Origin of the sequence: Brucella anthropi, from assembly GCF_046630315.1 — a bacterium.
GTDB lineage: Bacteria > Pseudomonadota > Alphaproteobacteria > Rhizobiales > Rhizobiaceae > Brucella > Brucella anthropi_A.
This window is the reverse complement of the sequence record NZ_LQBD01000033.1, coordinates 171,211-195,328: the sequence shown is the minus strand read 5'-3', so window position 1 is coordinate 195,328 and position 24,118 is coordinate 171,211. Positions and strand designations below refer to the sequence as shown.

The window sequence follows — 24,118 nt, the reverse complement described above, 5'->3', positions numbered from 1 at the left end:
GTGTTTCGTTGAGACCGAATGCAGTGTGTCCAAATGGTGTAATGCGCCGGCATAAATGTCCAAGATAAAACCACGCGCTTTCATCAAACGGATTTTGTTGGCTGGCTCCTGATGTCGAAGTCGATGGGCGTCGCATAGGGGCCGAGTTCCGTGATCAGCCTGCCTGCCATGCGATGGACAAGATCAAGGAACACGTGCTCGTCTGCAAAGCTGCGATGGGCCGGATGCGCAAAATAAAGGGTGCGCTTGACGGGCGGACGCGTAATCCGGCGGGCGGCGATCTGCCCGTTCTTCACTTCTTCGGCAACGATCCCATATGGCATGATGCTCTGGGCAAGACCGTGCAGCACAAGTGTCTTCAGGGATTCGTTCGACTGGACCTGATAGGCAATCTTGAGATCGACGGAAAGGCGCGATGCTGTCTCGTCGACGCGCCGCCAGATGATATCCCGGTTGGAAACCAAAGCGAGATCACCGGCCACAGCCTCGCGGAATGTGATGTCTCCGGACTGCGGGCAGGCAGTCGACGCGGAGACATGCAGCAATTCCTCTTCCATCACGGCGATGCGTCGAATGCCCGAACTCGCCTCGATATCATAGGCGAGCACATAATCGAGCTCACCGCGCTCCAGCGCATCGACGAGCAGAAAGCTCAGCTCCTCCACCACTTCGAGCGCAACGCCCGGAAGCTGTTCATTCGCCCCCAGCAGCAGTTCCATGCCGATCAGCTTCAGGATGCTTGGCGTCGCGCCGAAGCGGATCCGTGTGCGTTCGCCACCCAGCGCAATCAAATCGCGCCGGGTCTCCTCGACCTTCTGCAAGATTTCGATCGCGCGTTCATAGAGGAATTTTCCGGCCGCCGTGGCGCTGACCCCGCGCGAATGACGGTCGAGAAGCTGCACTTGCAGGCTATCTTCCAGATTGCGTATCTGTATTCCAAGAGCCGTCTGCGCGAGGTTGAGCTGTTCAGCCGCCCGCGTGATATTGCCCACCTCGACGACTTTGACGAAATAGCCCAGCTGCCGCAGCTTCATGCCATATCCCAGCATTCCCTGTGCCTTATCAATAAAACTGGTCGAAGTGAATCTGGACTGACGGAACATTGTATTCGATCAGCATTTTCTGAATGGCCTGCCCCATCAGCGGCGGACCGGCGAAGTAGATCTCGCTGGAAGCAAGGCGATCCGCAAAAAGCCGCGCGGCCAGATCATGCACGAAGCCGCGCTCGCCCGACCAGCCGGCGTCCTCGCCCGAAACGACCGGATGGTAATGAATGGTCGACCCAAAGCCCGGCAGTTCCGCCAGCATGTCCTCGCCGCAGATGTCGGCGGCGGTGCGTCCGCCGTAAACGAAATCAATACGTCGTCCGGCCATGTTTTTTGCGCTTGCGGCCGCGCGCGCCACGGAAATCATCGGGGACAGGCCGGAGCCGCCGCCAAGGCAGATGATGTCCCGTTCTGCCTCCTCGCGGAAGTAAGCCATGCCGTAAGGTCCGTCGACGCCAATACGATCCCCGACAGTCAGTTTCTCGAACAGCCTGGTCGTCGCGGAGCCATCGGGCACCCGTCGAATTTGAAAATGCCATTCACCCAGACCGTCTTCCACATTGGCCATGGAATAAGCACGCTTGCCTTCCACTCCGGGAATATCCAGAAGCGCATATTGCCCGGCCAGAAAACCAGCCGGACGATCCAGTTTCAGGCGGAACTCGCGTATGTCATGGGTGATGTCGCGAATCCCGACCAGCACGGCAGACTGGTCGACCGGCGGAAAGCGGCTTTCATATTGCGGCATCAACCGGAGCTTGACGACACAATCGCCGATCGGACGCGCCTGACAGCCAAGCCGGCGCCCACGCTCGCGGTCGCGCGCGCTCAGGCCCGGCGCATCTGCTCTCAACTCTTCGATCTCGCCCTCAAGAAGGTCGAAGCGGCAATTGCCGCACGATCCCACATTGCATTCATAAGGAAATCCCAAACCGGCGCGGATGGCCGACCGCATGATGGTGTCGCCATCCGCGCAATTCCATTGAATATCGTTTCCCTTGAGGGCAATCGTCGGCATTTCAAACTTCCTGATCGTGTAGGTCATGATGGGCCGCCGCATAGCCAAGCCGGGAAGAAATGGCCGCGGCGGCTTCCAGCAACGGTATTGAGAAATTTTCCACCGCCTGCATGGACAGGCGTTGCGATGGTCCGGCTATACCGACGGCACCGATAACGGCGCCGCTGGCATTGCGCACCGGCGCGGCGATGGCGCGAACGCCCGGCTCGTTTTCTTCATCTTCAATGGCGAAACCGCGTTGACGCACCAGATCGAATATTTCCCTGATCCGTGCCGGATCGGTCGTGCCTTTCGGCGCGCGTCGGACCAGGGGGGCGGCAAGCATCGCATCGATAGTTGACTGGGGAGCAAACGCATAGATAGCCCTGCCGACCGCGCTGCAATGCGCCGGCTTGCGCGCACCGAGATCGGATTTGATCGCAAGCGCCTGGGGGCTCTCCAGATCGTAAACATGCATGATCATCCCATCCACCGGCACGCCGAGGATGATGGTCTCGCCCGTCAATTTGCGCAGATCGAAAAGATAGGGACGCGCCTCGTTGGACAGGTCCATCCGGCGACGCACCAGGGCACCCAGCGCAAACAGGCCGACACCCAGCCGATAACGCTCCGTTTGCGGATTCTGTTCGAGAAGTCCTTCGGCTACCAGCGTCACGGCGAGGCGATGAACAGTACTTTTTGCAACCTTCAATCGCTTTGCGAGTACGCTGACACCGATCTCCGCTTCATCTTCGGAGAAAATCTTCAGAAGGCGCACCGCCGTCGCCACAGACGACAGACGGTTTCGCTTGGCGACGGCTTTTTGTGATGGGGCAGGCTTCTTTCCGGCTGCATTCATAGAGCGATTATCCTTTTAACAGTTGAGCAGCCTAGGCTTAGGCTGAATCACCGAACCAAGCTAACTCTTTGTTTCCCTGCGTGACCGAAAACAGGATCGGTTCCCGGATCTTGCTGGACGCGCTTCCGGGACACACGCATACCATGAACGCTACTTCGCCCTCACCGGATCAGATCGACGCTCCGATTGTCTGTTCCGAAGCCCGGCTCTGATCCGAAAACTGTTTCACGCCTTTCGGGATGCGCTCCGTCACACGCGAAGCGCGTGCAGCATTTCCTCCACATAATCGGCGCCGCCCGATACAACCAGCATCGGCGCATAAGGGCGCATGGCCGTCAGCGTGGAAGCCGCATCCTCCTCGGAAGCGGCTCCGGGATCGAGCACCAGACCGGTGATCGTCTTGTTGCGAACAAAACAGGCCGTGCCGATCACTTCTGCCGCATGGGCTTTGACGCCGGCCGTTATCAGCATCACGACAATGTCGGCCCCCTCGACTTCGTCGACCAGGCTGGCACGATTGCCATTCAAATCTTCGAGCAGCGCATCGACATGCAGCATTTGCAGGGAATCGCTCACACCCTTTGATTCGACATACCGAAAAAAACGCGCATGCCCCGTGCTTCTGGTGGCAAGACTGCGCAATGTGGCCTCACTGGCCGCATCCAACGCAATGATACGCGACTGGCGAGGCTTCGAATTCGGGTAAGGTATGCGGAAGCGGGCCTCCTCCGCGGTGCTGAAGCGAGCGCTTTCACTTCGTCCGAGTTGCATTGCTTGATCTCCGGAATGGTTGGGCCGGGCCCCCGGCGTCCTGCCGGGGGCCATTCGCACGTCATACGCTCGTATGCGCCTTGCCCTCGATGACCGTCAAAGCCTCTTCGGCCACGTCGAGATAGGATTTGTCGGCGGGCAGCACGATAGCTGCCGAACGCATGCGATGATGAGCCGGATCGACACCGGGCGGAACGGTCCCCTTGTCGCGCAGCGCGCGTGCCGCCTTCATCAGGCGGTGGCGCGCCATGATGATGCCATTGTCCGTCGAAACAAGATTTTCTTTCTCACGATCGACGATCGGCCCCATGCTTTCCTGCAAGGAAGCATCCTGCATGGCAATCCCCGCGACGCCGGAATAAGTGATGCCCTTGCGCTGGGCCTCGCGGTCCATCAGATAGTCGTTGTCCTTGTTGGCAGCGGGACGATAGGTGCCGGGAACATAGGCGACATGGATACCATGGCCGTCGATCATCGCCTGGCGCTCTTCCTTCGTCAGGGCGCGATCCGGGCGATAGTCGAAACTCCAGGCCCAGCAGTTCTCGTCATCGATCGGAATCCAGAAGTGGCCATGAACCGGATGATTGCCGCGCGGCGGCACCATCGTGAAGGACGGCATGACCCACGGCGTCACCCGCCAGTAATAATGACCGGCCTCCGCATTGCGGCGTGCGCCGATATAGAGGCCGCCTGCGTGATCCGTGACCTCGAAGAACGGGCGGGCGTCGGACATATTGTATTTGTTGCCGGCTGCCCCCTTGAACAGCGGATCGCTGTTCAGGCTGCCGCTGTGCAGCCAGGACACGTGGCTCGAATCGATGCCGCCTTCCATAGCCTGCAGCCAGTTGCATTCCTGCCAGCGCTTGGAGGTGAATGTCTGTTCGGCCGGAACCAGCGCAAATTCCCATTCAGGATGCGGCGGTTCCTTCTCCGGCGCGCCCATATAGGTCCACAGAATATCGCCGATCTTGATAAGCGGATAATTCTTCAACTTGACCTTGTTGCAATAGCCGCTCTCCGCCGGTTCGGACGGCACATCCACACATTGGCCGGTGCGGTCATATTTCCAGCCGTGATAAGGGCAGCGGATACCGCCCTCCTCGTTGCGGCCAAACCACAGCGACACCCCGCGATGGGCGCAGAACTCATCAATGAGACCATATTTGCCTTCGCTGTCGCGTATGGCAAGCAGGCGCTCCCCAAGCAGCTTCACCCGCACGGGCGCACAGTCATTCTCCGGCAGCTCCTCCGCCAATAATGCCGGAATCCAGTAAGAGCGAAACATCTCGCCCATCGGGGTTCCGGCATCGGTTTGCGTCAAAAGATCGTTCTGTTCTTTCCTGAGCATTCTATTTCCTCCTGCAATCGGACCTGGCCGCACCCGCCTCCACGGCACGCCTCCATTTGCCCCTGTCCCAAGGCAACGATTTGGAGGTTGACGTTATCGAATGATGCGCTATTTTATATTTCTGTTCCTTTATACGGAACGCTGTTTCTGTTTAAGACAATATCCACATCGAAAGTCCTCGTCAAGCCGCGAGGCACGCACAAGTCCAGGAGGAGATGAAATGGCCGCCGAGTTGACCAAGATCAGATTATGCTCAACGAACGATGTCGATTGGGATAGCGCCATTCGCGTGGATGAAGGCGAGCTTTCACTGGCGGTTTTCAACGTCAACGGCACGTTCTACGTCACGGATGACCTTTGCACGCATGGTCCAGGTTCGCTCTCGGAAGGCTATCTGGACGGCCATACGATCGAATGCGATTTTCACAATGGCGCCTTCGACATCCGCACCGGAGAGGTGGTGGCGCCGCCATGCATGCTTCCGATCAAGACCTACAAGGTCATCATCGAAAACGACGACGTGATGATCGAGATCTGATCCCGAAGCCTGATGCACGATCCCTCGCGGCGGACCAGAAAGACATTCTTTCCGAAAACGCACTACCGCGTGATCATGCCTCTGCTATCGTCCCGGCTACTTTACGACACATAGGAGACCACAATGCACCAGGACCCCCTCGGCGGAGGCACCGGCACCCATTGGCACGAACCGGCAGGCACGAAGAAGGCTGGTTTTGGAGAATTCAAGAAGCAGCCCACCCCTTATGACCGCTTCATGGAATCCGAAGGCATCCCGGTTTTCCGCGATCTTGGCGTTTCCAATGTCAAGAACCTGCCCCTGACGCCCTGGAAGCGCACAGGCGGCCGCGGCACCTATATCCAGCTTTACGGCACCGAAACCAAATGGGGTTGCCATCTGGTGGAAGTTCCGGCAGCAGGCGCCCTGAACCCCGAAAAGCATATGTATGAGGAAATCTACCTCGTTGTGGAAGGGCGCGGCTCAACGGAAGTCTGGCTGGAAGGCGAAGGCAAGAAACACGTTTTCGAGTGGCAGGAAGGTTCGATGTTCTCGATCCCGATGAATGCCATGCACCGCATCGTCAACGCCACCAACAGCCCGGCGCTGCTGCTTGGCGGAACGACGGCCCCAAATGTTCTGAACCAGATTCAGAATGTCGAAGCCGTGTTCAACAATCCCTTCGTCTTCCGTGACCGCTTCTCGGGCGCGGACGATTTCTACAAGTACCGCGAGGAGATCGAGCCGGATCCGGTGCGCGGCCTTGCCATGCGCCGCACCAACTTCCTGCCCGATGCGGTCAATTGCGATCTTCCGCTCGATAACCGCCGTTCGGTCGGCTATCGCCGCGTTGAACCATTCATGACCAACAACGCCTTCTATTACTGGATCGGCCAACACGAAAACGGCCGTTATTCCAAAGCCCATGCCCACACTTCGGCGGCAATCCTGATCTGCCTCAAAGGCGAGGGCTATACCTATACCTGGCCGGAAGAATGCGGCGTCAATCCGTGGGAGACAGGCAATGCGCATCGCGTGCGCCGCCTCGACTACGGCCAGTATGGCATGGTCACGGCGGCCCCCGGCGGCGCGCGCTGGTATCACCAGCATTTCAGCGTTTCGAAGGAGCCGTTCCGCCTCACCGCCTGGTTCGGCCCGCATAATCCAGGCCGCGATCCTGGCGCGCCCGGCGAAAAGCATACAGACTACACCGCGATCAATGTCAATGAAGGCGGCACAGCCATTCCGTACTGGATGGAAGATCCATATATCCGTCAGGAATATGAAGCGCTTCTGAAACAGAATGGCGTTGAAATCCGCATGAAGCCGGAATGGTACGAAAAGCCGGCCGACACGACAGCGAAACTTTCCACCGTCGTCTGATCCATGTCCGACACCGAGGAAGAACAGGGCGGCCGGATATTTTTCTCCAATATCGGCCGCAGCATGGAAGTCGAGGACGAAATCGTGCTTACCAGCGTGGGCATCGATATCGGGTCCTCGACCTCCCATCTCGCTTTTTCGCGTATCGTGCTGGAACGGCTCGATACGCGCTACATGGTGGTCGAACGCACCCTTCTGCATCAGTCCGATGTTCTGTTGACGCCCTATAGCGGCGACAACGAGATCGATGCGGAACGCCTTGGCGCTTTCATCCGCGAACAATATTCCGCGGCCGGGCTGAAGCCTGACGATATCGATACGGGCGCGCTCATCCTGACGGGCGTGGCGGTGCGCCGCAGCAATGCCCGCGCCATCGGTGAAATTTTTTCCGCCGAAACCGGAAAATTCGTTGTCGTCAGCGCCGGCGACGGGCTGGAGACAACCCTTGCCGCCTTCGGTTCCGGCGCGGTGGCGCGATCGGCAAAAGACCAGTCGCTGGTGCTCAACGTCGATATTGGCGGGGGCACGTCAAAGCTGGCCATATGCGAAAAGGGCGCCATCAAGCATATCAGCGCCATTGATATCGGCGCCAGAATCATCGCTTTCGATGAAGCCCGGCGGATCAATCGCATCGAAGAAGCAGGGCTTCATTTTGCCCGAAAAGCCGGCATTGCGTTGGCACCCGGTCAAGTTCTCCGCCAAGAGGATGCAGCCCGGATCGCCGACATCATGATCGATACGCTTTTTGAGGCGATGCAGGGCGGGGAAATGCGGGGCGAAACCGCAGCGCTGCATCGTCTGCCGGTATTGCCGCAAGGCACGTTGCCCGACATCGTCATGTTTTCTGGCGGCGTTTCGGAATTCATCTATGCCGAAGAGGCCCAGAGCTTCAGCGATCTTGGCCCGCTGCTTGCTGCCGGCATCCGCAAAAAGCTCGACGCATGGCCGCCGAAGCTGGAGCGTCCGCAGCAAGGTATCCGTGCAACCGTCGTTGGCGCATCACAATATACGGTGCAGGTCAGCGGCAGCACCATCTATGTCGAACCGCTGGCAATGCTGCCCATGCGCAATATTCCCGTCATCAAGCCGGCATTCGCCTTTGATGAAGAAATCGCGCCCCTGGGCGTTGCAGAGGCCGTGAGGGAAGCACTCAAGCGGCTGGATCTTGAGCATGGCGACAGCCCGGTCGGGGTTTGCTACGAATGGAAGGGATCCGCAAGCTATCGCAGGCTGGATGGTTTCTGCCGCGGCATCATCGACGGCCTTTCATCCGTACTCGGCAGGGGACACCCGCTGGTTCTGGTCGGCGAGGGTGACATTGGCGGCCTTGTCGGCATGCACTGCAAGCAGGATGCAGGGCTTGCCAAGGTGGTGTCTATCGACGGCATCGCGCTCGATGAATTCGATTTCATCGACATTGGCGCCATGCTGGAGACATCAGGTGCCGTTCCGGTCGTCATCAAATCGCTGGTCTTCCCCAATCTGCAACTCGGACAGGAAGGTTTCGACAAGCCGGCCGATCGCAACCGCTAGAGCATTTTCGAGCCAAAAGTGCGGAGCGCCTACGCGGGGAAATCAGTCCACTGGACTGATTTCTGATCCCGCTTCGATGCGTCGGATAATGCGACGAAACAAATAGTTAGAGACGCATCAGCTTCCGACAGGGTTTCCGGCCTTCGGATTGATGCAGTCAATGAATGGTTGGAAATGAGCACTCTTCGTTATTTCGCCTGGCCCCTGGTCTTCACGGTACTAGGCCTTATCGCTGCCCTTTGGCTTGGCTACGCATCCAGCGGCACTTTTGGCGGCATGGTTTCCGCCTTCATCGTCTGCGGGATTCTGGCGGTTCTGGAAATTTCGTTGTCCTTCGACAATGCAATCGTCAATGCGCGCATCCTGCGCGACATGTCGCCCCTGTGGCAACGCCGTTTCCTGACCTGGGGTATCCTCATTGCGGTTTTCGGCATGCGGGTGGTGTTTCCTCTCGCAATCGTCGCCGTCGCGATGTGGACCGATCCGATTTCGGCACTGAAGCTTGCCATCTGGCATGCTGACGACTATGCCCGCATCATCTCGGACGCCCATACGGGCATCGCGGCATTCGGCGGCACTTTCCTCCTGATGGTCGGCATGAAGTATTTCTTCGACGTCGAAAAGGATGTGCACTGGATCAGGGCGATTGAAAGCCGGATGTCGAAGTTTGCTTCGATCCAGGGCATCGAAATCGGCGTGGCGATAGCGCTCATTCTCTTTTTCTCCTACCAACTGGATGGCGAACATTCGCATCAGTTCGTTACCGCCGCGCTCTTCGGTCTTCTGACCTTTCTTGCCGTCGAGGGGCTTGGCGAGGTCCTTGATGCGACGCAGGAGCAGATGAGCATGGTTCATCGTGGCGGCCTGAGCGCCTTCATCTATCTGGAAGTACTGGATGCCAGCTTTTCCTTCGATGGGGTTATCGGCGCTTTTGCACTGACAACCAATCTGTTCATCGTTGCCATCGGCCTCGGTATCGGTGCATTCTACGTGCGTTCCCTCACTGTAATGCTGGTTGAGCGCAAGACGCTCAACCAGTATCGCTATCTCGAACATGGCGCATTTTATGCCATTCTGGTGCTGGCAATCATTATGTATGCACAGACCTTGACCCACATCCCGGAAGTTGTGACCGGTCTTCTTGGCGCCGTGCTGATCGGCCTCTCGCTGGTCTCATCGCTCAATTATAATCGCGCCAACCCGGACTGGCAGGAAGAGACGGCCGCATAGACCATAATCTCAGACATTTCGGATAGGCCGTGACCCGGCGCGTCGCCGCTCCCATTCAAAAATTAGCGTGCAGCCATATTGTTTTCTTGAATGTACATTTAACAGCATAGGCTCTAATACTCTTAGAAGGAACATCGTTCTCCATAAAGGAACGATGAGCGCTGCTTGGAGAGCTGCCAGTTCTCCGTTCTCATGGGAGGGAACATGAAAAAGCTCGTTTGGAGCACAGCCATCGCTGCGTCTGTTGTTTTCAGCTGCCTGACGGCCCGCGCTGAAAATACCGCCACGGTCAATATCGGCCTTGTCAATTCAAACAGCGATGTCGCTTTCTTTATCGCAGACAAGAAGGGCTATTTCCGCGACGAGGGAATTGACGCCAAGTTCATTCCCTTCGATGCCGGAGCGAAGATGGTGGCGCCTCTCGGCGCGGGACAGCTTGATGTGGCGGCGGGTTCTCCGTCAGCCGGTCTTTACAATGCCGTTGCGCGCGGCATCGGAATCAAGATTGTCGCTGATAAGGGTTCGACGCCGCCTGGCTATGGTTATCAGCCGCTTCTTGTCCGCAAGGAGCTGATCGACACCGGCAAATTCAAAAGCCTGGCCGATCTGAAAGGCATGAAGGTCGCCGGCAGCGCCAATGGCAGTGCGTCGACCTCGACCATGAATGCGCTGCTGGAGAAGGGCGGACTGAAATCGTCCGACGTCGAACGTCTCTATCTCTCGTTTCCCCAGCATGTCATAGCGCTGGAAAACGGGGCTGTAGACGCGGCCTTGACGACCGAACCCTCCGCGAGCGAAGCGGTGCGTCGCGGTTCTGCTGTCCGTTTCATCGGAGATGACGAGATCTACCCCGACCACCAGCTGGCGGTCGTACTTTACTCCACCGATTTTGCCGATAATCGCCGCGATGTGGCCGAAGCCTTCATGCGCGCCTATATCCGCGCCGCCCGCGATTATAATGACGCGCTTTCCAACGGCAGGCTGGCAGGGGCGAAAGCCGGTGAGGTCATCTCGATCCTGACGGAATATACCTCGATCAAGGACCCGGAATTCTATCGCTCGATCGTGCCGCAAGGAACCGATCCGGACGGCAAGCTGAATGTCGAAAGCCTGCAAAGGGATCTCGACTATTTCAAATCCGAGAAGCTGATGCAGGGGGACGTCGCGCTCGACAAGATCGTCGACACATCCTTTGCCGAAGCCGCCGTCAAGGTTCTTGGCCCGTACCAACCGCAGAAATAAAGCAGAAACACACAATGACAATACACTCTCCTCTGCCTGACCCCGCAGAGGCGGCAAAGGATATTTCCGTCAAAATTCGCCTGAGCGGACTGACCAAATCCTTTGACACGCCTTCCGGCACGATGACCGTGCTGGACAATGTTTCGCTCGATATTGAAGAGGGCTGCTTCTTCATGATCGTGGGCCCGTCGGGCTGCGGCAAGACCACGCTGCTGCGCATTCTCGCCAATCTTGAGACGGCAACATCGGGCACGGTGGAAGTCAGCGCGCCTGCGCAAAACCGACCGAGCAATTCCATGGTGTTTCAGGGAGATTCGCTGTTCCCGTGGATGACCGTCTGGGACAATGCCGCCTATGGCCTCAATCTGCGCCGTGTTCCGAAGGCCCAGATCAGGGATGTCGTCGGCCATTATCTGGAACGCACTGGAATGACGCGGTTTGCGCAGTCCTACCCGCATCAATTGTCGGGCGGCATGCGCCAGCGCGTTTCAATCGCCCGCGCATTCGCCAACGATCCGGACATTCTGCTGATGGACGAGCCGTTTTCCGCACTCGATGAGCAGAACAAGATATTGCTGCAGGAAGAGTTGCTGCGCTTGTGGGAAGAGACGCACAAGACCGTACTCTTCATTACCCACAGCGTGGACGAAGCAGTAACGCTGGGCGACCGCGTCATGATCATGTCGGCGCAACCGGGCCGGGCCAAGCAGATCATGAAGGTGCCCTTTGACCGCCCGCGCTCCGTTCTGGAAATGCGCGCCCGCCCGGAATATGGCGAGTTCGTCTATTCCATCTGGGATCAGCTCAAGGAAGAAGTGCAACGCGCCCGCACCCTGGCAGGGGAGAAAAAGGCATGACCATCGCAACCGACACGACACGGACGGTGAAAGTCTCAACACATCGCAGCAAGAAGATGTCCGCCACCAGCCGCGACCGGATCATCAGCATCGCCTCCCCGATTGTCCTGCTCATGATCTGGGAACTGGCCGCCAGAGCCGGTCTTGTCGACCAGCGCTTCTTTCCGGCTCCGTCGAAAATCTTCGACAGTTTCCTCAGCCTCGTCAGGGATGGTTCGTTGTGGGAGCATACATCGACGACCGTGATACGCCTCTTTTGGGGGGCCCTTTGCGGCGGCATCCCGGCGCTCATCATCGGCGTCGTCATCGGTCTGTCCCGACCGCTGAAAGCCGTGGTCGATCCGCTCATCGCCGCCACCTACCCGATTCCCAAAAGCGCGATCTATCCGCTGCTTCTCCTCATCTGCGGGCTTGGCGAAGCATCCAAGATCACCATGGTTGCGATTGGCGTCTTTTATCCCGTCCTGATCAACACCGCGACCGGGGTGATGGAGATCAACAAAATATTCCTCGATGTAGGGCGCAATTTCGGCGCCAGTCGCTGGCAGGTCTTCACGACGATCGCATTGCCGGGTGCGGTGCCGCACATCATGAGCGGGATCAAACTCGGAATTGGACTTGGCCTGATGCTCATCGCGATTGCTGAAATGATCGGCTCCAAGAGCGGCCTGGGCTACATGATCTGGAATGCCTGGGAACTGCTATCGGTCGAACAAATGTATGTCGGCCTGCTGGTGATCGCCCTTCTTGGGTATATTCTTTCCGTCGTCCTGACCGAAATCGAGCGCAAGCTCGTGCCGTGGAAACAGGCCGCGCGATAATTTGAGGGTGGATGCGAACAGCCCCGGGATCTGTCGGCGAACCAAATGCAGTTCGAGGCGCTTTTCCCGGGGCAGACCAGCGCAAGGTCAAGGCAGCAGCCGTCGAACACAGCGGAAGCCGAGATGGCCGGCGGTTGTGTCGATGGCCTGGGCATGGCGGGCCGCGGGCCTGTAGCGCTGGCAATAATTGGGCGCACAAAGATAGGAACCGCCCTTGATGACCTTAGCCTTCATCGCGTTCTTCGGCGATTTGCGGCAGCAGCTTTTGGCCGGCACCTGCCCGCCGGTCCTGTATTCATCGGACGTCCATTCCCATACATTCCCGATCATGTCGTAAAGGCCATATCCATTGGCTGGAAAACTGCCGACCGGGGAGGTTCGCGCAAAGCCGTCCTCAAACGTATTCACAAACGGAAATTTGCCCTGCCACGTAATGGCCATGTGTTTACCGTCGGGCATAAGGTGATCGCCCCAGGCGAATTCCTTGCCGTCCAGTCCGCCCCGTGCCGCAAATTCCCACTCCGCTTCGCTGGGAAGCGTTTTTCCGACCCATTCGGCATAGGCCAGCGCATCTTCAAAAGCGATGTGAACGACGGGATGGTCTCCCAGTTCTTCGATGGAGCTGCCCTGCCCCGTCGGATGTTTCCAGCAGGCGCCCGGAACCATCTTCCACCAGCTTTGCGGCCCTTCCACCGCAGTTCCGGGGAAAGGCTGGGTGAACACGGCAGAACATGGCTCGACCATGCGGCCGGCAATGGCGGGGTGAGGATGCGCTCTCTCGGCGAAGGTCGTATAGCCGGTGGCGGCGATGAACTGGGCAAACTGGGCATTGGTGACGGGATAGCGGTCGATGGCGAATGCCGAAACCTCCACCATGCGCAGCGGGCGCTCTTCGGGATAGTACTGTTCCGACCCCATCCGGAAACGGCCACCTGGAATGTGAACCATATCCTCATCCATCCATGCCACCGGGTCCTGTTTCATCATATTTCCTCGAAATAGCCGTTCCGAAAGCCGCGTTTTGGCTCTCGGAACGGTTTTGCCGTCAGTGCGATTGCGCGATATGGGACGGGCGGAAAAGATATTCCCGCTCATTGGTGTAGATCATCTGCGGCGCCAGCCCCTTGTTCCAGTAGATGCCATAGCGCTGGATGCAGGCATCCCAATCGGACTTCAGCTCCTTCAGCTTGTCCGGATTGTCGGCGGCGAGGTTCGTGCGTTCGGATGGATCGGCCTTGATATTGTAGAGTTCGAAATCACCCGTGCCCCATGGTTCGTTGCTGTGCGCGAGCTTCCAGCTGTCTTTCCAGACCGCGGCCCTGCCGAAAAGCTCGGTACACACGGCCGCGTTCTGGGGACGCGCGACCGCATCCTTTCCCGAAAGCCATGGAACCAGCGAATAGCCCGTGGGAGGCGCAAGCGCGATGCCGTCGCGCCGGGCCGGGGCGGACGCACCCGCGATCTCAAGCAGGGTTGGCGCTATATCGGTCACATGCACGAACTGATCCGACCTGCGCGCAGGCTCCCATTTACCATAGGCGATGAATGCCGGGGCGCGCGTTCCGCCCTCATAGGTATAGCCCTTCATCATGCGAAAGGGGGTCTGGCTGACGGAGGCCCAAGCCGGGCCATAGCCGAAATAGGAGCCTTTGCGGCCCAGATTATCAAAGGAATTGTCGAAGTTGCGTTCGATCCATTCGCGGTTCTTTCCGGCGAGGATGCTTTCAGGCAGGCTGCCTTCCGCGCCATTGTCGGAGAAGAAGACAAAGATCGTATTGTCGTAACGCCCGGTGTCCTTCAGATGCTTGACGAGACGACCGACATTCTGGTCGATCTCGTGAATCATCGCGGCATAAACCTCCATCTTGCGCGCCTCGACGGTCTGCTGCTTCCGGTCGAGTTCGGACCAGTGCGGCCACAGATCCGGTGCGGGATTGGCTTCCACATTGTCGCCGATGAGCTTCATCGCGCGCATCCGCTTGAGCCTGGCCGCACGGATGGCTTCATAGCCCGCATCATATTTGCCCTTGAACAGCGCAATCGATCGATCCGGGGCCTGAAGCGGCCAATGCGGGGCCGTGTAAGCCAGATAACCGAAAAACGGACTGCCATTGTCACCGGAATCGATCTGCCTGATCAACTGCGTCGTGAAATAATCGGTCGTGTAGGTGAAATCCGCCGGCAGATCGATGGGCTTGTCATCCATCGTATAATTGGCTTTGGCAAATCTCTCGGCCATGCCTGTCTGGTCGAAATGATGGGCGCCGCCATTGAGCATGGCGAAGGATTTTTCAAATCCCTTGTCATTGGGAAGCTGTCCCGGCCTGGAACCCAGATGCCACTTGCCCGCCATATAGGTGTGATAACCGGCATCGCGCAGAACCTGGGGAAGGCTCATCACGCGGTTGTTCAGGAAGCCCTCATAGCCGGGACGGCCCTTCTGCTCGTCCAGAATTTCTTCAGCCATGCTTCCCAGACCCGCCAGATGATTGTCCGTGCCGGACAACAGCATGGAGCGGGTGGGCGAACAGGTGGGCGCAACGTGAAAATTGGTCAGCTGCACGCCCGACCGGGTGAGCGCATCGAGATTGGGCGTCGCAATCTCGCTGCCAAACGCCCCTATGTCGGAATATCCCATATCGTCGGCAACAATGACGACAATATTGGGCCTGTTCGCCTGCGCGGCTTTTTCCTGAGCCAGGCCTGGCCCGGCCATAGCTGTAGATAGGGCCGCAGATAGGGCCGCAGACAGGGCCGTAGTCGTGAGCCCCAAAGCAGCCCATCTCAATGTCTTCAGTCGGGTGATCTTCAAATGCCTTCCTCCTTCGTTCGGGGGAGCAGCACAATCGGACGCAATCCACCGGGCCGCATTGCCAGACGCAAACGCAATGCGCGTGGAAATGCACGATGGAACCGGAATTGCGGCAAGCGATCCTGTCATATCAGCAATGGCAACAACCGTTACGCACCCTGTCACCATGCGCTGGATTGCTTCGGGTTCTCCTCCCCGAAAGGAACTGTAATCCAGGGACACGCGCGTAGCATGATATATGCCCCGCAATTTATACCATTACGTTATATTAGCAGCGCGATTCATGGGCGGCGGCGCTCAGGCCCGCCACAAATTGTTCTGTTCGTGCTGCATGATGGCCTGCGACAGGTTTCTGAATTCGGTTTCGACATAGCGCCGCAGCCTGCGAACCGCGGGCCGTTCGGCATCGCCCTGCCTGAAAAGAATTCCCAGGCTGCGTTCGGGATGTCCGATGCGTATTGAAAGGGCGGCAAGCGTCTGCTGGCGCCGCGCCATGAAGACCACCGAATAGGGCAGGACGGTCAGCGCATCCGACTGTGCAAGTATCGTCGTGATCGAGGCCAGCGAGCCGCCCGAAAACGATATCTTGAAATCCTTCATGCCGATTTCGGTCAGGATATGCCGCATATCGCGATAAAGCGGGCTGGATACGGGCGGCGCGATCCAGGGATAGCTGCTGAGGTCGGAAAGTTTTACATGGCCTTTCTTGCTGAGAAGCGGATGCATCGCGCCGCAGGCAATGACATTGCGCCCCGGCATGACCGAAATGAACTCGAACCCGCCGGGAAGCGCGTCCGTATTGATGGGGCAGATCGCCAGGTCCAGCGTTCCGGCGCTCAGACCATCCATCAGTTCCGGCGCATAGGCATAGGATTGCTCGATGCGAATTTCCGGGTGGCTCTGCTGGAAACCGGCGAGGATGGACGAGATGACCCCATCCATGAAGATGGGCGTGCCGCCCAGCCGCACAATGCCGCGATGCCCCGCCTTATAGGTCGCCACGATCGCCGACGCGGTCGCGCTGGCGCTCAATATCTTGCGGCCTTCCGCTGCCAGCGCCAGGCACAGTTCAGTCGGCACCAGCGGACGCCGGCTCTTTTCGAACAGGGGCGCGCCTATGCGCGCTTCCAGCATCACGACAGTGCGCGAAACGCTGGGCTGCGTGCGGCCGATGGCGTTTGCCCCCTCGGTCAGCCCGCCGTGGTCGATGATGGATGCGAGGATTTCCAAATGCCTGGGATCGATCTTCATAACATCATGTTATGTTACAAATCATAAAACTGATCAATATGGTATGTTGTTCGCATTATCCTGCAAGCGTCCGATCATTGCAGGAAGGCTAACCGTGTCACCATTCCAGTCACGCTTTACAGCGCAATTCCTTCCAAGCCGCGTCCGCTTCGGCAGCGGTGTCCGTCATCAGGCCGGCGAGGAGATCGCCCGCCTCGGCTGTTCGCGCGCATTGATCCTGTCCACGCCGCAACAGGCCGATCTCGCCATGGAGATCGCGCAGGAAGTCGGCGACAGCGCGGCCGGCATTTTCACCCGCGCGGTCATGCACACGCCGGTTTCCGTCACCGAGGAAGCCGTCGCCCATGCGCGCAGCGTGCGGGCCGATTGCGTGCTTTCGGTCGGCGGCGGCTCCACGACGGGGCTTGGCAAGGCCATCGCCTGGCGCACCGACCTGCCGCAGATCGTGATACCCACCACCTATGCCGGATCGGAAGCGACGCCCATTCTGGGCCAGACCGAAAACGGCATCAAGACGACGGTTTCGGACCCGAAAATCCTGCCGGAAGTCATCCTTTACGATGCCGAACTCGTCAAAACCCTGCCGGTCGGCATGACTGTCACCAGCGCCTTCAACGCGATGGCGCATGCGGCGGAAGGGCTTTACGCCCAGGACCGCAACCCGCTTTCGACGCTGCTTGCCGTTGAAGGGCTCAAAGCTTTCGCCAATGCGCTGGAAACGGTGGCGGAAAGCCCGGCCGACCTGTCCGCGCGCGGCCAGACGCTTTATGGCGCATGGCTGTGCGGAACGGTGCTGGGCCAGGTGGGCATGGCGCTGCATCACAAGCTCTGCCACACGCTGGGCGGTTCGTTCGATCTGCCCCATGCCGAAACCCACACGGTCATCCTGCCGCATGCCATCGCCTTCAATGCGCAGGCCTCGGCGGCGGAACTGGCGCCCATCCGCGAAATTTTCGGCGGCAATAATGCAGGCCGCGCACTTTATGACTTTGCGCGCAAGCTGGGGGCGCCGCTTGCCTTGCGCGATCTCGGCATGAAGCGCGAGGATATTGCGCGCGCAGCCGAACTGGCCACGCAGAAGCCCTATTGGAACCCGCAACCCATCACGCAAGACGACATTGAAACAATGCTCGAAGCTGCCTGGGAAGGTCTTCCGCCGGCCTTTTGACCATTTGGGAGCCGCATCGGTTTTTGGGAGGAAACCATGACGATAACACGCCGCCTGCAGCGCTGAAACGGCCGCCGATGTGTTGGCCGCGTGCGAGCGATCCGACCAGCGCGGATCCGGTTGCGGAAGCCATCCGCGCAACCAGGCTCGATACGATTGTCGGACCGGCATCCAGCTTTTTCCAATTCGCCGCCACCTGACGGGTGGCTCACTTGATAGACATCCAGACGCCGGGGAGGAATAAACCATGGCCGATATCAACACAGACGTTCTCATTGTCGGCACGGGGCCGGCCGGTTCCGCCACTGCCGCATTGCTTTCCACCTATGGCATCAAGAACCTTATCATCAATCGTTATGGCTGGCTGGCCAACACGCCGCGCGCCCACATCACCAATCAGCGCACGATGGAAGTGCTGCGCGATCTGGGCCGCGACGTGGAAAACGAAGCCTATATGCACGCTTCCGGCCAGGACCTGATGGGCGAGAACATTTTCTGCGAAAGCCTTGCGGGAGAAGAGATCGGCCGCATGAAGAGCTGGGGCACCCACCCGCTTTCAAAGGCCGAGCACCAGCTTTCCTCCCCCACGCAGATGAACGACCTGCCGCAAACCTTCATGGAGCCGCTGCTGTTCAAGGCCGCCTGCTCACGCGGATCACAATCGCGCATGTCGACCGAATATCTCAGCCACACGCAGGATGAAACCGGCGTCACCGTGACCTGCCTGGACAAGCTGACGGGCAAGGAATTCACCGTTCGCGCCAAATATCTGGTCGGTGCGGATGGCGGCAATTCCAAGGTTGCAACCGATGCCGGCTTGCCGTTTGAAGGACAGATGGGCGTTGGCGGCTCGATGAACATCCTGTTCCGGGCCGACCTCTCGAAATATGTGGCGCACCGGCCTTCGGTCCTCTACTGGGTGCTGCAGCCGGGCGCCGATGTGGGCGGCATCGGCATGGGGCTTGTCCGCATGGTCAGGCCGTGGAACGAGTGGCTCATCGTCTGGGGCTATGACATCAACAAACCGGCGCCCGTGGTCGACGAAGCCTTTGCGACCGGCGTGGCGCGCCAGCTCGTCGGCGATCCCGATCTGGATATCGAGCTGATCTCCGCCAATACATGGACGGTCAACAATATGTACGCGACCAGGATGCAGAATGGCCGCGTCTTCATCATGGGCGATGCCGCCCACCGCCACCCGCCGTCGAACGGCCTGGGTTCGAACACGTCCATTCAGGACGGCTTCAACCTGGCATGGAAGCTGGCGGCGGTGCTGAAGGGCGAGGCAGGACAGGCTCTGCTGGACACCTATACCGTCGAGCGCGCGCCGATCGCCAAACAGATCGTGACCCGCGCCAACAAGTCGATTGCCGAATACGGCCCGATCTTTGAAGCGCTTGGCATGAAGGAAGGCACGGACCTCGACAAAATCAAGGCTTCGATGAGCGCGCGCTGCGGGGCGAGCGCCACGGCTGAAAAGCAGCGCGAGGCGATCCGTCAGGCCATCGCCTTCAAGAAATATGAATATGATGCGCATGGCGTCGAAATGAACCAGCGCTACAAGTCCTCCGCGATTGTGACGGACAATCAAATGGAACCGGCCTTCGAACTCGATGCGGAACTGCACTACCAGCCGACGACCTGGCCCGGCGCGCGCGTGCCCCATGCCTGGCTCTACGACCAGCACGGCAACAAGCTTTCGACGCTGGACATAACCGGCAAGGGCCGCTTCACGCTCCTCACCGGCATTGCCGGCGAAGCCTGGGCGGAAGCCGCCGCCGAAGCCGGAAAACGGCTTGGCATCGATATCGCGGTGCATGTCATCGGCCCGCGCCGCGCATTGGTGGACTATGAAGGCGCGTGGACGCTGGCGCGCGAAGTGACCGAAAGCGGCGCCGTTCTGGTGCGGCCCGACCATCATGTCGCATGGCGTTGCGACGACCTGATCAGCGAAGCTGCGGACAAGCTCTTTGACGTCCTGTCGTCCATTCTTGGCAGGAAGACCGCCTCTCGCGTCGACGTAGCGGCCTGACCGCCGTTCCGGCGTGTCCCGACAGCCGTTTCGGGGCACGCTCACCGGGGCAGAACGAGCGCGCGCAACCATCTGGAGGAGACCATGGATAAAGCTGCCATCGATTATTTTTCCGAAGAGAATTCCGTCAATGTCGTGAACCGGCGCATGGGGGCCGAGGCCGATCCGCGCCTGGCGCGCATCATGTCGTCCCTGGTGAAGCATCTGCATATGTTCATCAAGGACGTTGAACTGACGGGGGCTGAATGGGATACGGCCATTGCCTTTCTGACGCGCACCGGCCAGATGTGCGATGACAGCCGGCAGGAATTCATCCTGCTCAGCGACGTGCTCGGCGTGTCGATGCTCGTGGATGCGATCAATCATCGCCGGCCTTCGGGCGCGACGGAAAACACGGTGCTCGGCCCTTTTCACGTTGCCGGCGCGCCTGAATATCCGATGGGCGCCAATATCAGCCTCGACGGCAAGGGCGAGAGCTGCCTTTTCACCGGCTCTGTGCGCGATCTTGACGGGAAGCCCGTCGAGGGCGCCCTCATCGATGTGTGGAGCGACAATGCGGATGGCTATTATGACGTCCAGCAGCCCGACATTCAGCCGAAATGGAACAATCGGGGCATCTTCAGAACCGGCGCGGACGGCAAATATGTCTTCCGTGGCGTGCGCCCGGTTTCCTATCCCATCCCCGACGACGGCCCGGTGGGCCAGATGCTCGGCGCGCTTGGCAGGCACCCCAACCGGCCCGGCCACATGCATTTCATCGTCACCGCGCCGGGATATGAAAAAATCATCACCCATACATTTGTCGGCGATGACGAATGGCTGAAATCCGATGCCGTTTTCGGCGTAAAAAGCTCTCTCATTGCCCATATGGAACCAGGCGAACCAGGCGATACCGCGTGGAAATCGGTCTTCGATTTTGTTGTGACAAGGGAGTAAGGGCAGTAGGGCAGTAGGGCAGTAGGGCAGTAGGGCAGTAGGGCAGTAGGGCAGTAGGGCAGTAGGGCAGTAGGGCAGTAGGGCAGTGAAGAATATGGTGGGCGCGGTCATGCGCAACCAAAACATACTCCCCTACTCCCTTATTCCCCTATTCCCTTAACATACTGCCTTATTGCCCTACTGCCCTACTGCCTTATGGACTATTTGTCCTGTGGCAAAGACGGCTCGCATAGGCTAGTTAGATTCGGCTTGAATGGAGAGGCTTTGAGTTGAAGACGAGCATCGGCCACTATCGGATGTCTCTGGCGATACGCATCTTGAGCGTATTCGCCCTGATGTTCATTGCCTTTGCCCACAAGCCCGTCGATCTCGGCGTGCCCGACAGCTATCAGCTTGCCCAATACCAATTGCCGGATGGCAGCTATCCGGTGCTCTGCATCGGCGACCACGGCTCCGACCCGGACAATCAGGGTAACGACAAGCATCTCAGCAATACCAGTTGCGAAGCCTGCCGGATTTCGTCGGCTTTTCTGTGTCCCGCACCCGCCGGGTCCACCGGCGCGGCCCCGCATATCGCCATGGCCGACGGCATCGTGCCGCCACAGCCCATCCTGCGCCGCAACGCCTATCCCCCGTCGGCCCCGCCGCAAGCGCCACCCCTCGCCTGAATAGTCATCGTTTGAGCGAATGCGTTTTCGGATCGCATTCGGCCATGAAACGCGCCCGAACCCGGTTTCCCGCAAGCTTTGTTTCGGCGTGCATGCCAATGATTATTCAGGTTTGAAACAATGAAGACTTATCACCTTTTCGCCTCCGCCATCTCCGTGGCCGCACTGTGCGCTTGCGCCGGCATGGCCAATGCCCATTCCTCCCTCGACCAGAGCGAAGCCAGCGCAGGCGGCTTCTACAAGGCAACCTTGCGCATACCGCATGGCTGCGACGGAAAAGCCACGACCAAAGTGACGGTCGAGCTTCCCGAAGGCTTCATTTCAGCCCAGCCGCAGGTCAAGCCCGGCTGGAAAATCGACACCGTCAAGGGCGATTATGCCAAAAGCTACAAGGTGCACGGCAAGGACGTGACCTCCGGCGTCAAGCAGGTGACGTGGAGCGACGGCAATCTGCCAGGCGACTTCTATGACGAATTCACCGTCGTCGGCCAGATCGCCAAATTCGACAAGGATACCACCCTCTCCTTCCCCGTGACCCAGTTCTGCGGAAGCGATGCATCAGTCGCCTGGACCGAAATTCCCAAGGACGGCCAGAACCCGCACGACCTGAAACACCCCGCACCCCAATTGCATGTGATCGCAGCAGCCGCCGATAATGGGCATGGTGGACATGACGGCCACGGCGGAAATGAAGCGCATGGCAAGATGGGCCAGATGGATCAGGCCTCCATGCAGGCCGCTGCCCCGACGAAGCTCGGCGATCTCGAAATCACCGGCCCGTTTGTGCGCGCCATGGTTCCCGGCGCCAAGGTCGCAGGCGGTTTTCTCACCATCGCCAATGACGGCAAGGATGCCGACAGGCTGGTGGCCGTCACCGCCAATGGCGTCAAGCGCGTCGAAATCCACGAAATGACGATGCAGAACGACGTCATGAAGATGCGTCAGCTTGAAGGCGGCCTGGCCATCCCCGCCGGTAAAAGCGTCGTGCTGAAATCCGGCGGCTATCACCTCATGTTCATCGAACCGGAGAAGCCATACAAGGAAGGCGACACCGTGCCGGTCACGCTGGAATTCGAAAAGGCCGGAAAGGTCACGATCGATTTCCCCGTCACAGCCCAAAGCGGCCAGAAGCGCGGCCAAAAAGGCGGAAATCATTCGGGTCATTAGAGCAGGCCAAGGCATTTCCGGTAAACCGCGCACCATCTGCGCTGTTTCAGGATCTGCATCAAAGCCCGCTCGCAAGGCCCCCCTTTAGAGCGGTTCCTGCTTTAACAGAATCGCCGGAACCGCTCCAACTCTTTGTTTCATCGCATTTTTCGACGCAAAACCGTTTCACGCTTTTGGCTCGAAAATGCTCTAGCAAAGGGGCGAATGATCCGCGCACTCTCTCCTTCGCGCATTATGCGCCCGTTTGCCGCAACCGCTGAACCCCCGCAGCGGTTGCGTTCCCTTCAGAAGGCTGTAAACATGATCATAAAAGTCTAGAATAATTCTAAATGATTGAAATATAATATTATTTTAAAGCGGAGGAATTGACTCCAGATGAATTTTCAGGCTTTCATGCATGGTGCAGATTTTAAAACCTTTGATGTCTGGGCCTTGAACCCTTTCGATTGGAGGACCCTATGATTGGTCTCGGCGAATGCCGGTCCGCAAATGTCGATGGCCTGCCCTGGCAGCTCGGCCTCCTGCCGACCGGATATTGCAATGTGCGGGGGGAAACCGAACGTCCCTCGGCTGACAGGCAGGGCGCTGGCCCCGCATCGGCACGCATGTCTTTCTTCCACCCCTTTTTCGGGAGGCAGACATGAATATGCGCATATCCCAACTGAACGGCGCCAACACCGCAGGCTATTTCGACCGCCTGCCGGAAAAGCTGGTGCTGGAAGGCTATCGCCGCTGGACCGCGGGTTTCGAGACAGGCTCGATCGTCCCGTGGGAAATGGCCTGGGGCCTCTATGCGGAAGCGCTTGGACTGTCCGAGGCAAAACGCGCGGTGGGCGAGCTGTCGCATTTCATCCGCGTCCTGCGCCATTGCGCAAGCTGTCCGCTGCGTGCTTTTCCCTTCGATTCGCACCATGTCTGCCGCGAGGAATGCCTGACGCTGGGGCTGGTTTCCGGCATACAGAATCAGGATGCGCTGCTGCTCGATACGTGCCTTGAAGCGATTGCCTGCCATCGCCGCTGCGACGATGTGGCAGGGGCTGCACGCAATTTTGCCGACACGCTGGCTGATTTCGGCCAGACTTTGTTGCCAATACCTATACATGCCATCGACAGCGCCTTGAATTTTACGCAGCGCGCGACTTTTCACTGACCCGCCACTGGCCGGAAAAATCCCAGCGTTTTGCGAATGAATGTGATTCGAGATTTTAAGCCGCCGTCATAAGGCGCAAGGAGATAGAAATGCAGGCCAGAACCGAACGACGCCTCGGCATTGCCGCCGCCCTCGTCCTGACCGCAGGGGCATTTGTCATGCCGGGCATATCCACCCAGATCGCACAGAACGATGTTGCGCCGCAGAGTCAGATTCATATGGCCGCGGTGGAGAACCTGCACACCGAACCGCGCCATGTCGTCAATATCGGCGAAACCAGTGCGGCTTCAGTTGAAACGGAGACGCCGGAACAGCTCTAACTGTTTGTTT

The 24,118-nt window shown here is 58.8% G+C and carries 23 protein-coding genes; 15 read left to right on the top strand and 8 right to left on the bottom strand.

Annotation, left to right across the window (positions count from 1 at the left end; all coding sequences use genetic code 11):
• Nucleotides 1-83: 83 nt before the first annotated feature.
• The 5 genes from AVM02_RS14630 to AVM02_RS14610 form a co-directional block, all read right to left on the bottom strand.
• On the bottom strand, nt 84-1,034 hold the full coding sequence (locus tag AVM02_RS14630) for a LysR family transcriptional regulator (RefSeq protein WP_411507646.1): 951 nt from the start codon (nt 1,032-1,034) through the stop codon (nt 84-86).
• A gap of 28 nt (nt 1,035-1,062) precedes the next feature.
• A complete protein-coding gene (locus AVM02_RS14625; protein ID WP_411507645.1) occupies nt 1,063-2,091 on the bottom strand; it encodes an FAD-binding oxidoreductase in 1,029 nt (342 codons plus the stop codon).
• A complete protein-coding gene (locus AVM02_RS14620) occupies nt 2,066-2,902 on the bottom strand; it encodes an IclR family transcriptional regulator (RefSeq protein ID WP_411507644.1) in 837 nt (278 codons plus the stop codon). Before AVM02_RS14620 ends, AVM02_RS14625 begins: the two co-directional genes overlap by 26 nt.
• 249 nt (nt 2,903-3,151) lie before the next feature.
• Nucleotides 3,152-3,478 carry a hypothetical protein gene (locus AVM02_RS14615; protein WP_411507643.1) on the bottom strand — a complete coding sequence of 109 codons (327 nt, stop codon included), beginning with the start codon at nt 3,476-3,478 and terminating at the stop codon, nt 3,152-3,154.
• Nucleotides 3,479-3,734: 256 nt separating this feature from the next.
• Nucleotides 3,735-5,021 (bottom strand): Rieske 2Fe-2S domain-containing protein, encoded by a 1,287-nt coding sequence (locus AVM02_RS14610; protein ID WP_411507642.1) that lies wholly within the window; start codon nt 5,019-5,021, stop codon nt 3,735-3,737.
• A 220-nt stretch (nt 5,022-5,241) separates the two neighbouring features.
• Between AVM02_RS14610 and AVM02_RS14605 the strand changes: the two genes are divergently transcribed.
• The 7 genes from AVM02_RS14605 to AVM02_RS14575 all read left to right on the top strand — a co-directional run bounded on the left by AVM02_RS14605 (nt 5,242) and on the right by AVM02_RS14575 (nt 12,604).
• On the top strand, nt 5,242-5,559 hold the full coding sequence (locus AVM02_RS14605) for a non-heme iron oxygenase ferredoxin subunit (protein WP_411507641.1): 318 nt from the start codon (nt 5,242-5,244) through the stop codon (nt 5,557-5,559).
• Nucleotides 5,560-5,682: 123 nt separating this feature from the next.
• Entirely contained in the window at nt 5,683-6,921 is a 1,239-nt protein-coding gene (locus AVM02_RS14600; RefSeq protein WP_411507640.1) for a cupin domain-containing protein, read from the top strand.
• 3 nt (nt 6,922-6,924) lie between these two features.
• A complete protein-coding gene (locus AVM02_RS14595; protein ID WP_411507639.1) occupies nt 6,925-8,454 on the top strand; it encodes an ethanolamine ammonia-lyase reactivating factor EutA in 1,530 nt (509 codons plus the stop codon).
• Nucleotides 8,455-8,628: 174 nt separating this feature from the next.
• On the top strand, nt 8,629-9,684 hold the full coding sequence (locus AVM02_RS14590; protein ID WP_411507638.1) for a DUF475 domain-containing protein: 1,056 nt from the start codon (nt 8,629-8,631) through the stop codon (nt 9,682-9,684).
• Between the two features lie 204 nt (nt 9,685-9,888).
• A complete protein-coding gene (locus AVM02_RS14585; protein WP_411507637.1) occupies nt 9,889-10,926 on the top strand; it encodes an ABC transporter substrate-binding protein in 1,038 nt (345 codons plus the stop codon).
• Between the two features lie 14 nt (nt 10,927-10,940).
• Nucleotides 10,941-11,783 (top strand): ABC transporter ATP-binding protein, encoded by an 843-nt coding sequence (locus AVM02_RS14580; RefSeq protein WP_411507636.1) that lies wholly within the window; start codon nt 10,941-10,943, stop codon nt 11,781-11,783.
• Nucleotides 11,780-12,604 carry an ABC transporter permease gene (locus tag AVM02_RS14575; RefSeq protein WP_411507635.1) on the top strand — a complete coding sequence of 275 codons (825 nt, stop codon included), beginning with the start codon at nt 11,780-11,782 and terminating at the stop codon, nt 12,602-12,604. Before AVM02_RS14580 ends, AVM02_RS14575 begins: the two co-directional genes overlap by 4 nt.
• An 87-nt stretch (nt 12,605-12,691) precedes the next feature.
• On the opposite strand, the gene AVM02_RS14570 is transcribed toward AVM02_RS14575, so the two are convergent.
• From AVM02_RS14570 to AVM02_RS14560, 3 genes are all read right to left on the bottom strand, one after another.
• Nucleotides 12,692-13,591 (bottom strand): formylglycine-generating enzyme family protein, encoded by a 900-nt coding sequence (locus tag AVM02_RS14570; protein WP_411507634.1) that lies wholly within the window; start codon nt 13,589-13,591, stop codon nt 12,692-12,694.
• A 58-nt stretch (nt 13,592-13,649) separates the two neighbouring features.
• Nucleotides 13,650-15,320, bottom strand: a complete 1,671-nt coding sequence (locus AVM02_RS14565; protein ID WP_411507633.1) for an arylsulfatase — start codon at nt 15,318-15,320, stop codon at nt 13,650-13,652.
• Nucleotides 15,321-15,713: 393 nt separating this feature from the next.
• Nucleotides 15,714-16,667, bottom strand: a complete 954-nt coding sequence (locus AVM02_RS14560; protein WP_411507632.1) for a LysR family transcriptional regulator — start codon at nt 16,665-16,667, stop codon at nt 15,714-15,716.
• A 94-nt stretch (nt 16,668-16,761) separates the two neighbouring features.
• Between AVM02_RS14560 and AVM02_RS14555 the strand changes: the two genes are divergently transcribed.
• The 8 genes from AVM02_RS14555 to AVM02_RS14520 all read left to right on the top strand — a co-directional run bounded on the left by AVM02_RS14555 (nt 16,762) and on the right by AVM02_RS14520 (nt 24,108).
• Complete coding sequence (locus AVM02_RS14555; RefSeq protein ID WP_411507631.1) at nt 16,762-17,835, top strand: maleylacetate reductase; 1,074 nt, start codon at nt 16,762-16,764, stop codon at nt 17,833-17,835.
• A gap of 247 nt (nt 17,836-18,082) precedes the next feature.
• A complete protein-coding gene (locus AVM02_RS14550; RefSeq protein WP_411507630.1) occupies nt 18,083-19,867 on the top strand; it encodes an FAD-dependent oxidoreductase in 1,785 nt (594 codons plus the stop codon).
• A gap of 84 nt (nt 19,868-19,951) precedes the next feature.
• Nucleotides 19,952-20,803 (top strand): intradiol ring-cleavage dioxygenase, encoded by an 852-nt coding sequence (locus AVM02_RS14545; protein ID WP_411507629.1) that lies wholly within the window; start codon nt 19,952-19,954, stop codon nt 20,801-20,803.
• 296 nt (nt 20,804-21,099) lie between these two features.
• The gene (locus AVM02_RS14540; protein WP_411507687.1) at nt 21,100-21,471 is read left to right on the top strand and encodes a hypothetical protein; all 372 of its coding nucleotides are present in this window, start codon (nt 21,100-21,102) and stop codon (nt 21,469-21,471) included.
• Between the two features lie 120 nt (nt 21,472-21,591).
• Nucleotides 21,592-22,638, top strand: a complete 1,047-nt coding sequence (locus AVM02_RS14535) for a DUF1775 domain-containing protein (RefSeq protein WP_411507628.1) — start codon at nt 21,592-21,594, stop codon at nt 22,636-22,638.
• A 458-nt stretch (nt 22,639-23,096) separates the two neighbouring features.
• Entirely contained in the window at nt 23,097-23,282 is a 186-nt protein-coding gene (locus AVM02_RS14530; protein WP_411507627.1) for a hypothetical protein, read from the top strand.
• The gene (locus AVM02_RS14525; RefSeq protein WP_411507626.1) at nt 23,279-23,788 is read left to right on the top strand and encodes a hypothetical protein; all 510 of its coding nucleotides are present in this window, start codon (nt 23,279-23,281) and stop codon (nt 23,786-23,788) included. Before AVM02_RS14530 ends, AVM02_RS14525 begins: the two co-directional genes overlap by 4 nt.
• A gap of 89 nt (nt 23,789-23,877) precedes the next feature.
• On the top strand, nt 23,878-24,108 hold the full coding sequence (locus tag AVM02_RS14520) for a hypothetical protein (protein WP_411507625.1): 231 nt from the start codon (nt 23,878-23,880) through the stop codon (nt 24,106-24,108).
• The last annotated feature ends 10 nt before the right edge of the window (nt 24,109-24,118 follow it).

Excerpts from the sequence above, each read along its gene's own strand:
- AVM02_RS14535 (WP_411507628.1), top strand. The coding sequence starts at position 21,592 with ATGAAGACTTATCACCTTTTCGCCTCCGCCATCTCCGTGGCCGCACTG.
- AVM02_RS14545 (WP_411507629.1), top strand. The coding sequence starts at position 19,952 with ATGGATAAAGCTGCCATCGATTATTTTTCCGAAGAGAATTCCGTCAAT.
- AVM02_RS14625 (WP_411507645.1), bottom strand. The coding sequence starts at position 2,091 with ATGACCTACACGATCAGGAAGTTTGAAATGCCGACGATTGCCCTCAAG.
- AVM02_RS14595 (WP_411507639.1), top strand. The coding sequence starts at position 6,925 with ATGTCCGACACCGAGGAAGAACAGGGCGGCCGGATATTTTTCTCCAAT.
- AVM02_RS14575 (WP_411507635.1), top strand. The coding sequence starts at position 11,780 with ATGACCATCGCAACCGACACGACACGGACGGTGAAAGTCTCAACACAT.
- AVM02_RS14570 (WP_411507634.1), bottom strand. The coding sequence starts at position 13,591 with ATGATGAAACAGGACCCGGTGGCATGGATGGATGAGGATATGGTTCAC.
- AVM02_RS14580 (WP_411507636.1), top strand. The coding sequence starts at position 10,941 with ATGACAATACACTCTCCTCTGCCTGACCCCGCAGAGGCGGCAAAGGAT.
- AVM02_RS14610 (WP_411507642.1), bottom strand. The coding sequence starts at position 5,021 with ATGCTCAGGAAAGAACAGAACGATCTTTTGACGCAAACCGATGCCGGA.
- AVM02_RS14600 (WP_411507640.1), top strand. The coding sequence starts at position 5,683 with ATGCACCAGGACCCCCTCGGCGGAGGCACCGGCACCCATTGGCACGAA.
- AVM02_RS14630 (WP_411507646.1), bottom strand. The coding sequence starts at position 1,034 with ATGAAGCTGCGGCAGCTGGGCTATTTCGTCAAAGTCGTCGAGGTGGGC.
- AVM02_RS14550 (WP_411507630.1), top strand. The coding sequence starts at position 18,083 with ATGGCCGATATCAACACAGACGTTCTCATTGTCGGCACGGGGCCGGCC.
- AVM02_RS14585 (WP_411507637.1), top strand. The coding sequence starts at position 9,889 with ATGAAAAAGCTCGTTTGGAGCACAGCCATCGCTGCGTCTGTTGTTTTC.
- AVM02_RS14525 (WP_411507626.1), top strand. The coding sequence starts at position 23,279 with ATGAATATGCGCATATCCCAACTGAACGGCGCCAACACCGCAGGCTAT.
- AVM02_RS14520 (WP_411507625.1), top strand. The coding sequence starts at position 23,878 with ATGCAGGCCAGAACCGAACGACGCCTCGGCATTGCCGCCGCCCTCGTC.
- AVM02_RS14530 (WP_411507627.1), top strand. The coding sequence starts at position 23,097 with ATGATTGGTCTCGGCGAATGCCGGTCCGCAAATGTCGATGGCCTGCCC.
- AVM02_RS14565 (WP_411507633.1), bottom strand. The coding sequence starts at position 15,320 with ATGGCCGGGCCAGGCCTGGCTCAGGAAAAAGCCGCGCAGGCGAACAGG.
- AVM02_RS14620 (WP_411507644.1), bottom strand. The coding sequence starts at position 2,902 with ATGAATGCAGCCGGAAAGAAGCCTGCCCCATCACAAAAAGCCGTCGCC.
- AVM02_RS14540 (WP_411507687.1), top strand. The coding sequence starts at position 21,100 with ATGTCTCTGGCGATACGCATCTTGAGCGTATTCGCCCTGATGTTCATT.
- AVM02_RS14605 (WP_411507641.1), top strand. The coding sequence starts at position 5,242 with ATGGCCGCCGAGTTGACCAAGATCAGATTATGCTCAACGAACGATGTC.
- AVM02_RS14590 (WP_411507638.1), top strand. The coding sequence starts at position 8,629 with ATGAGCACTCTTCGTTATTTCGCCTGGCCCCTGGTCTTCACGGTACTA.
- AVM02_RS14560 (WP_411507632.1), bottom strand. The coding sequence starts at position 16,667 with ATGAAGATCGATCCCAGGCATTTGGAAATCCTCGCATCCATCATCGAC.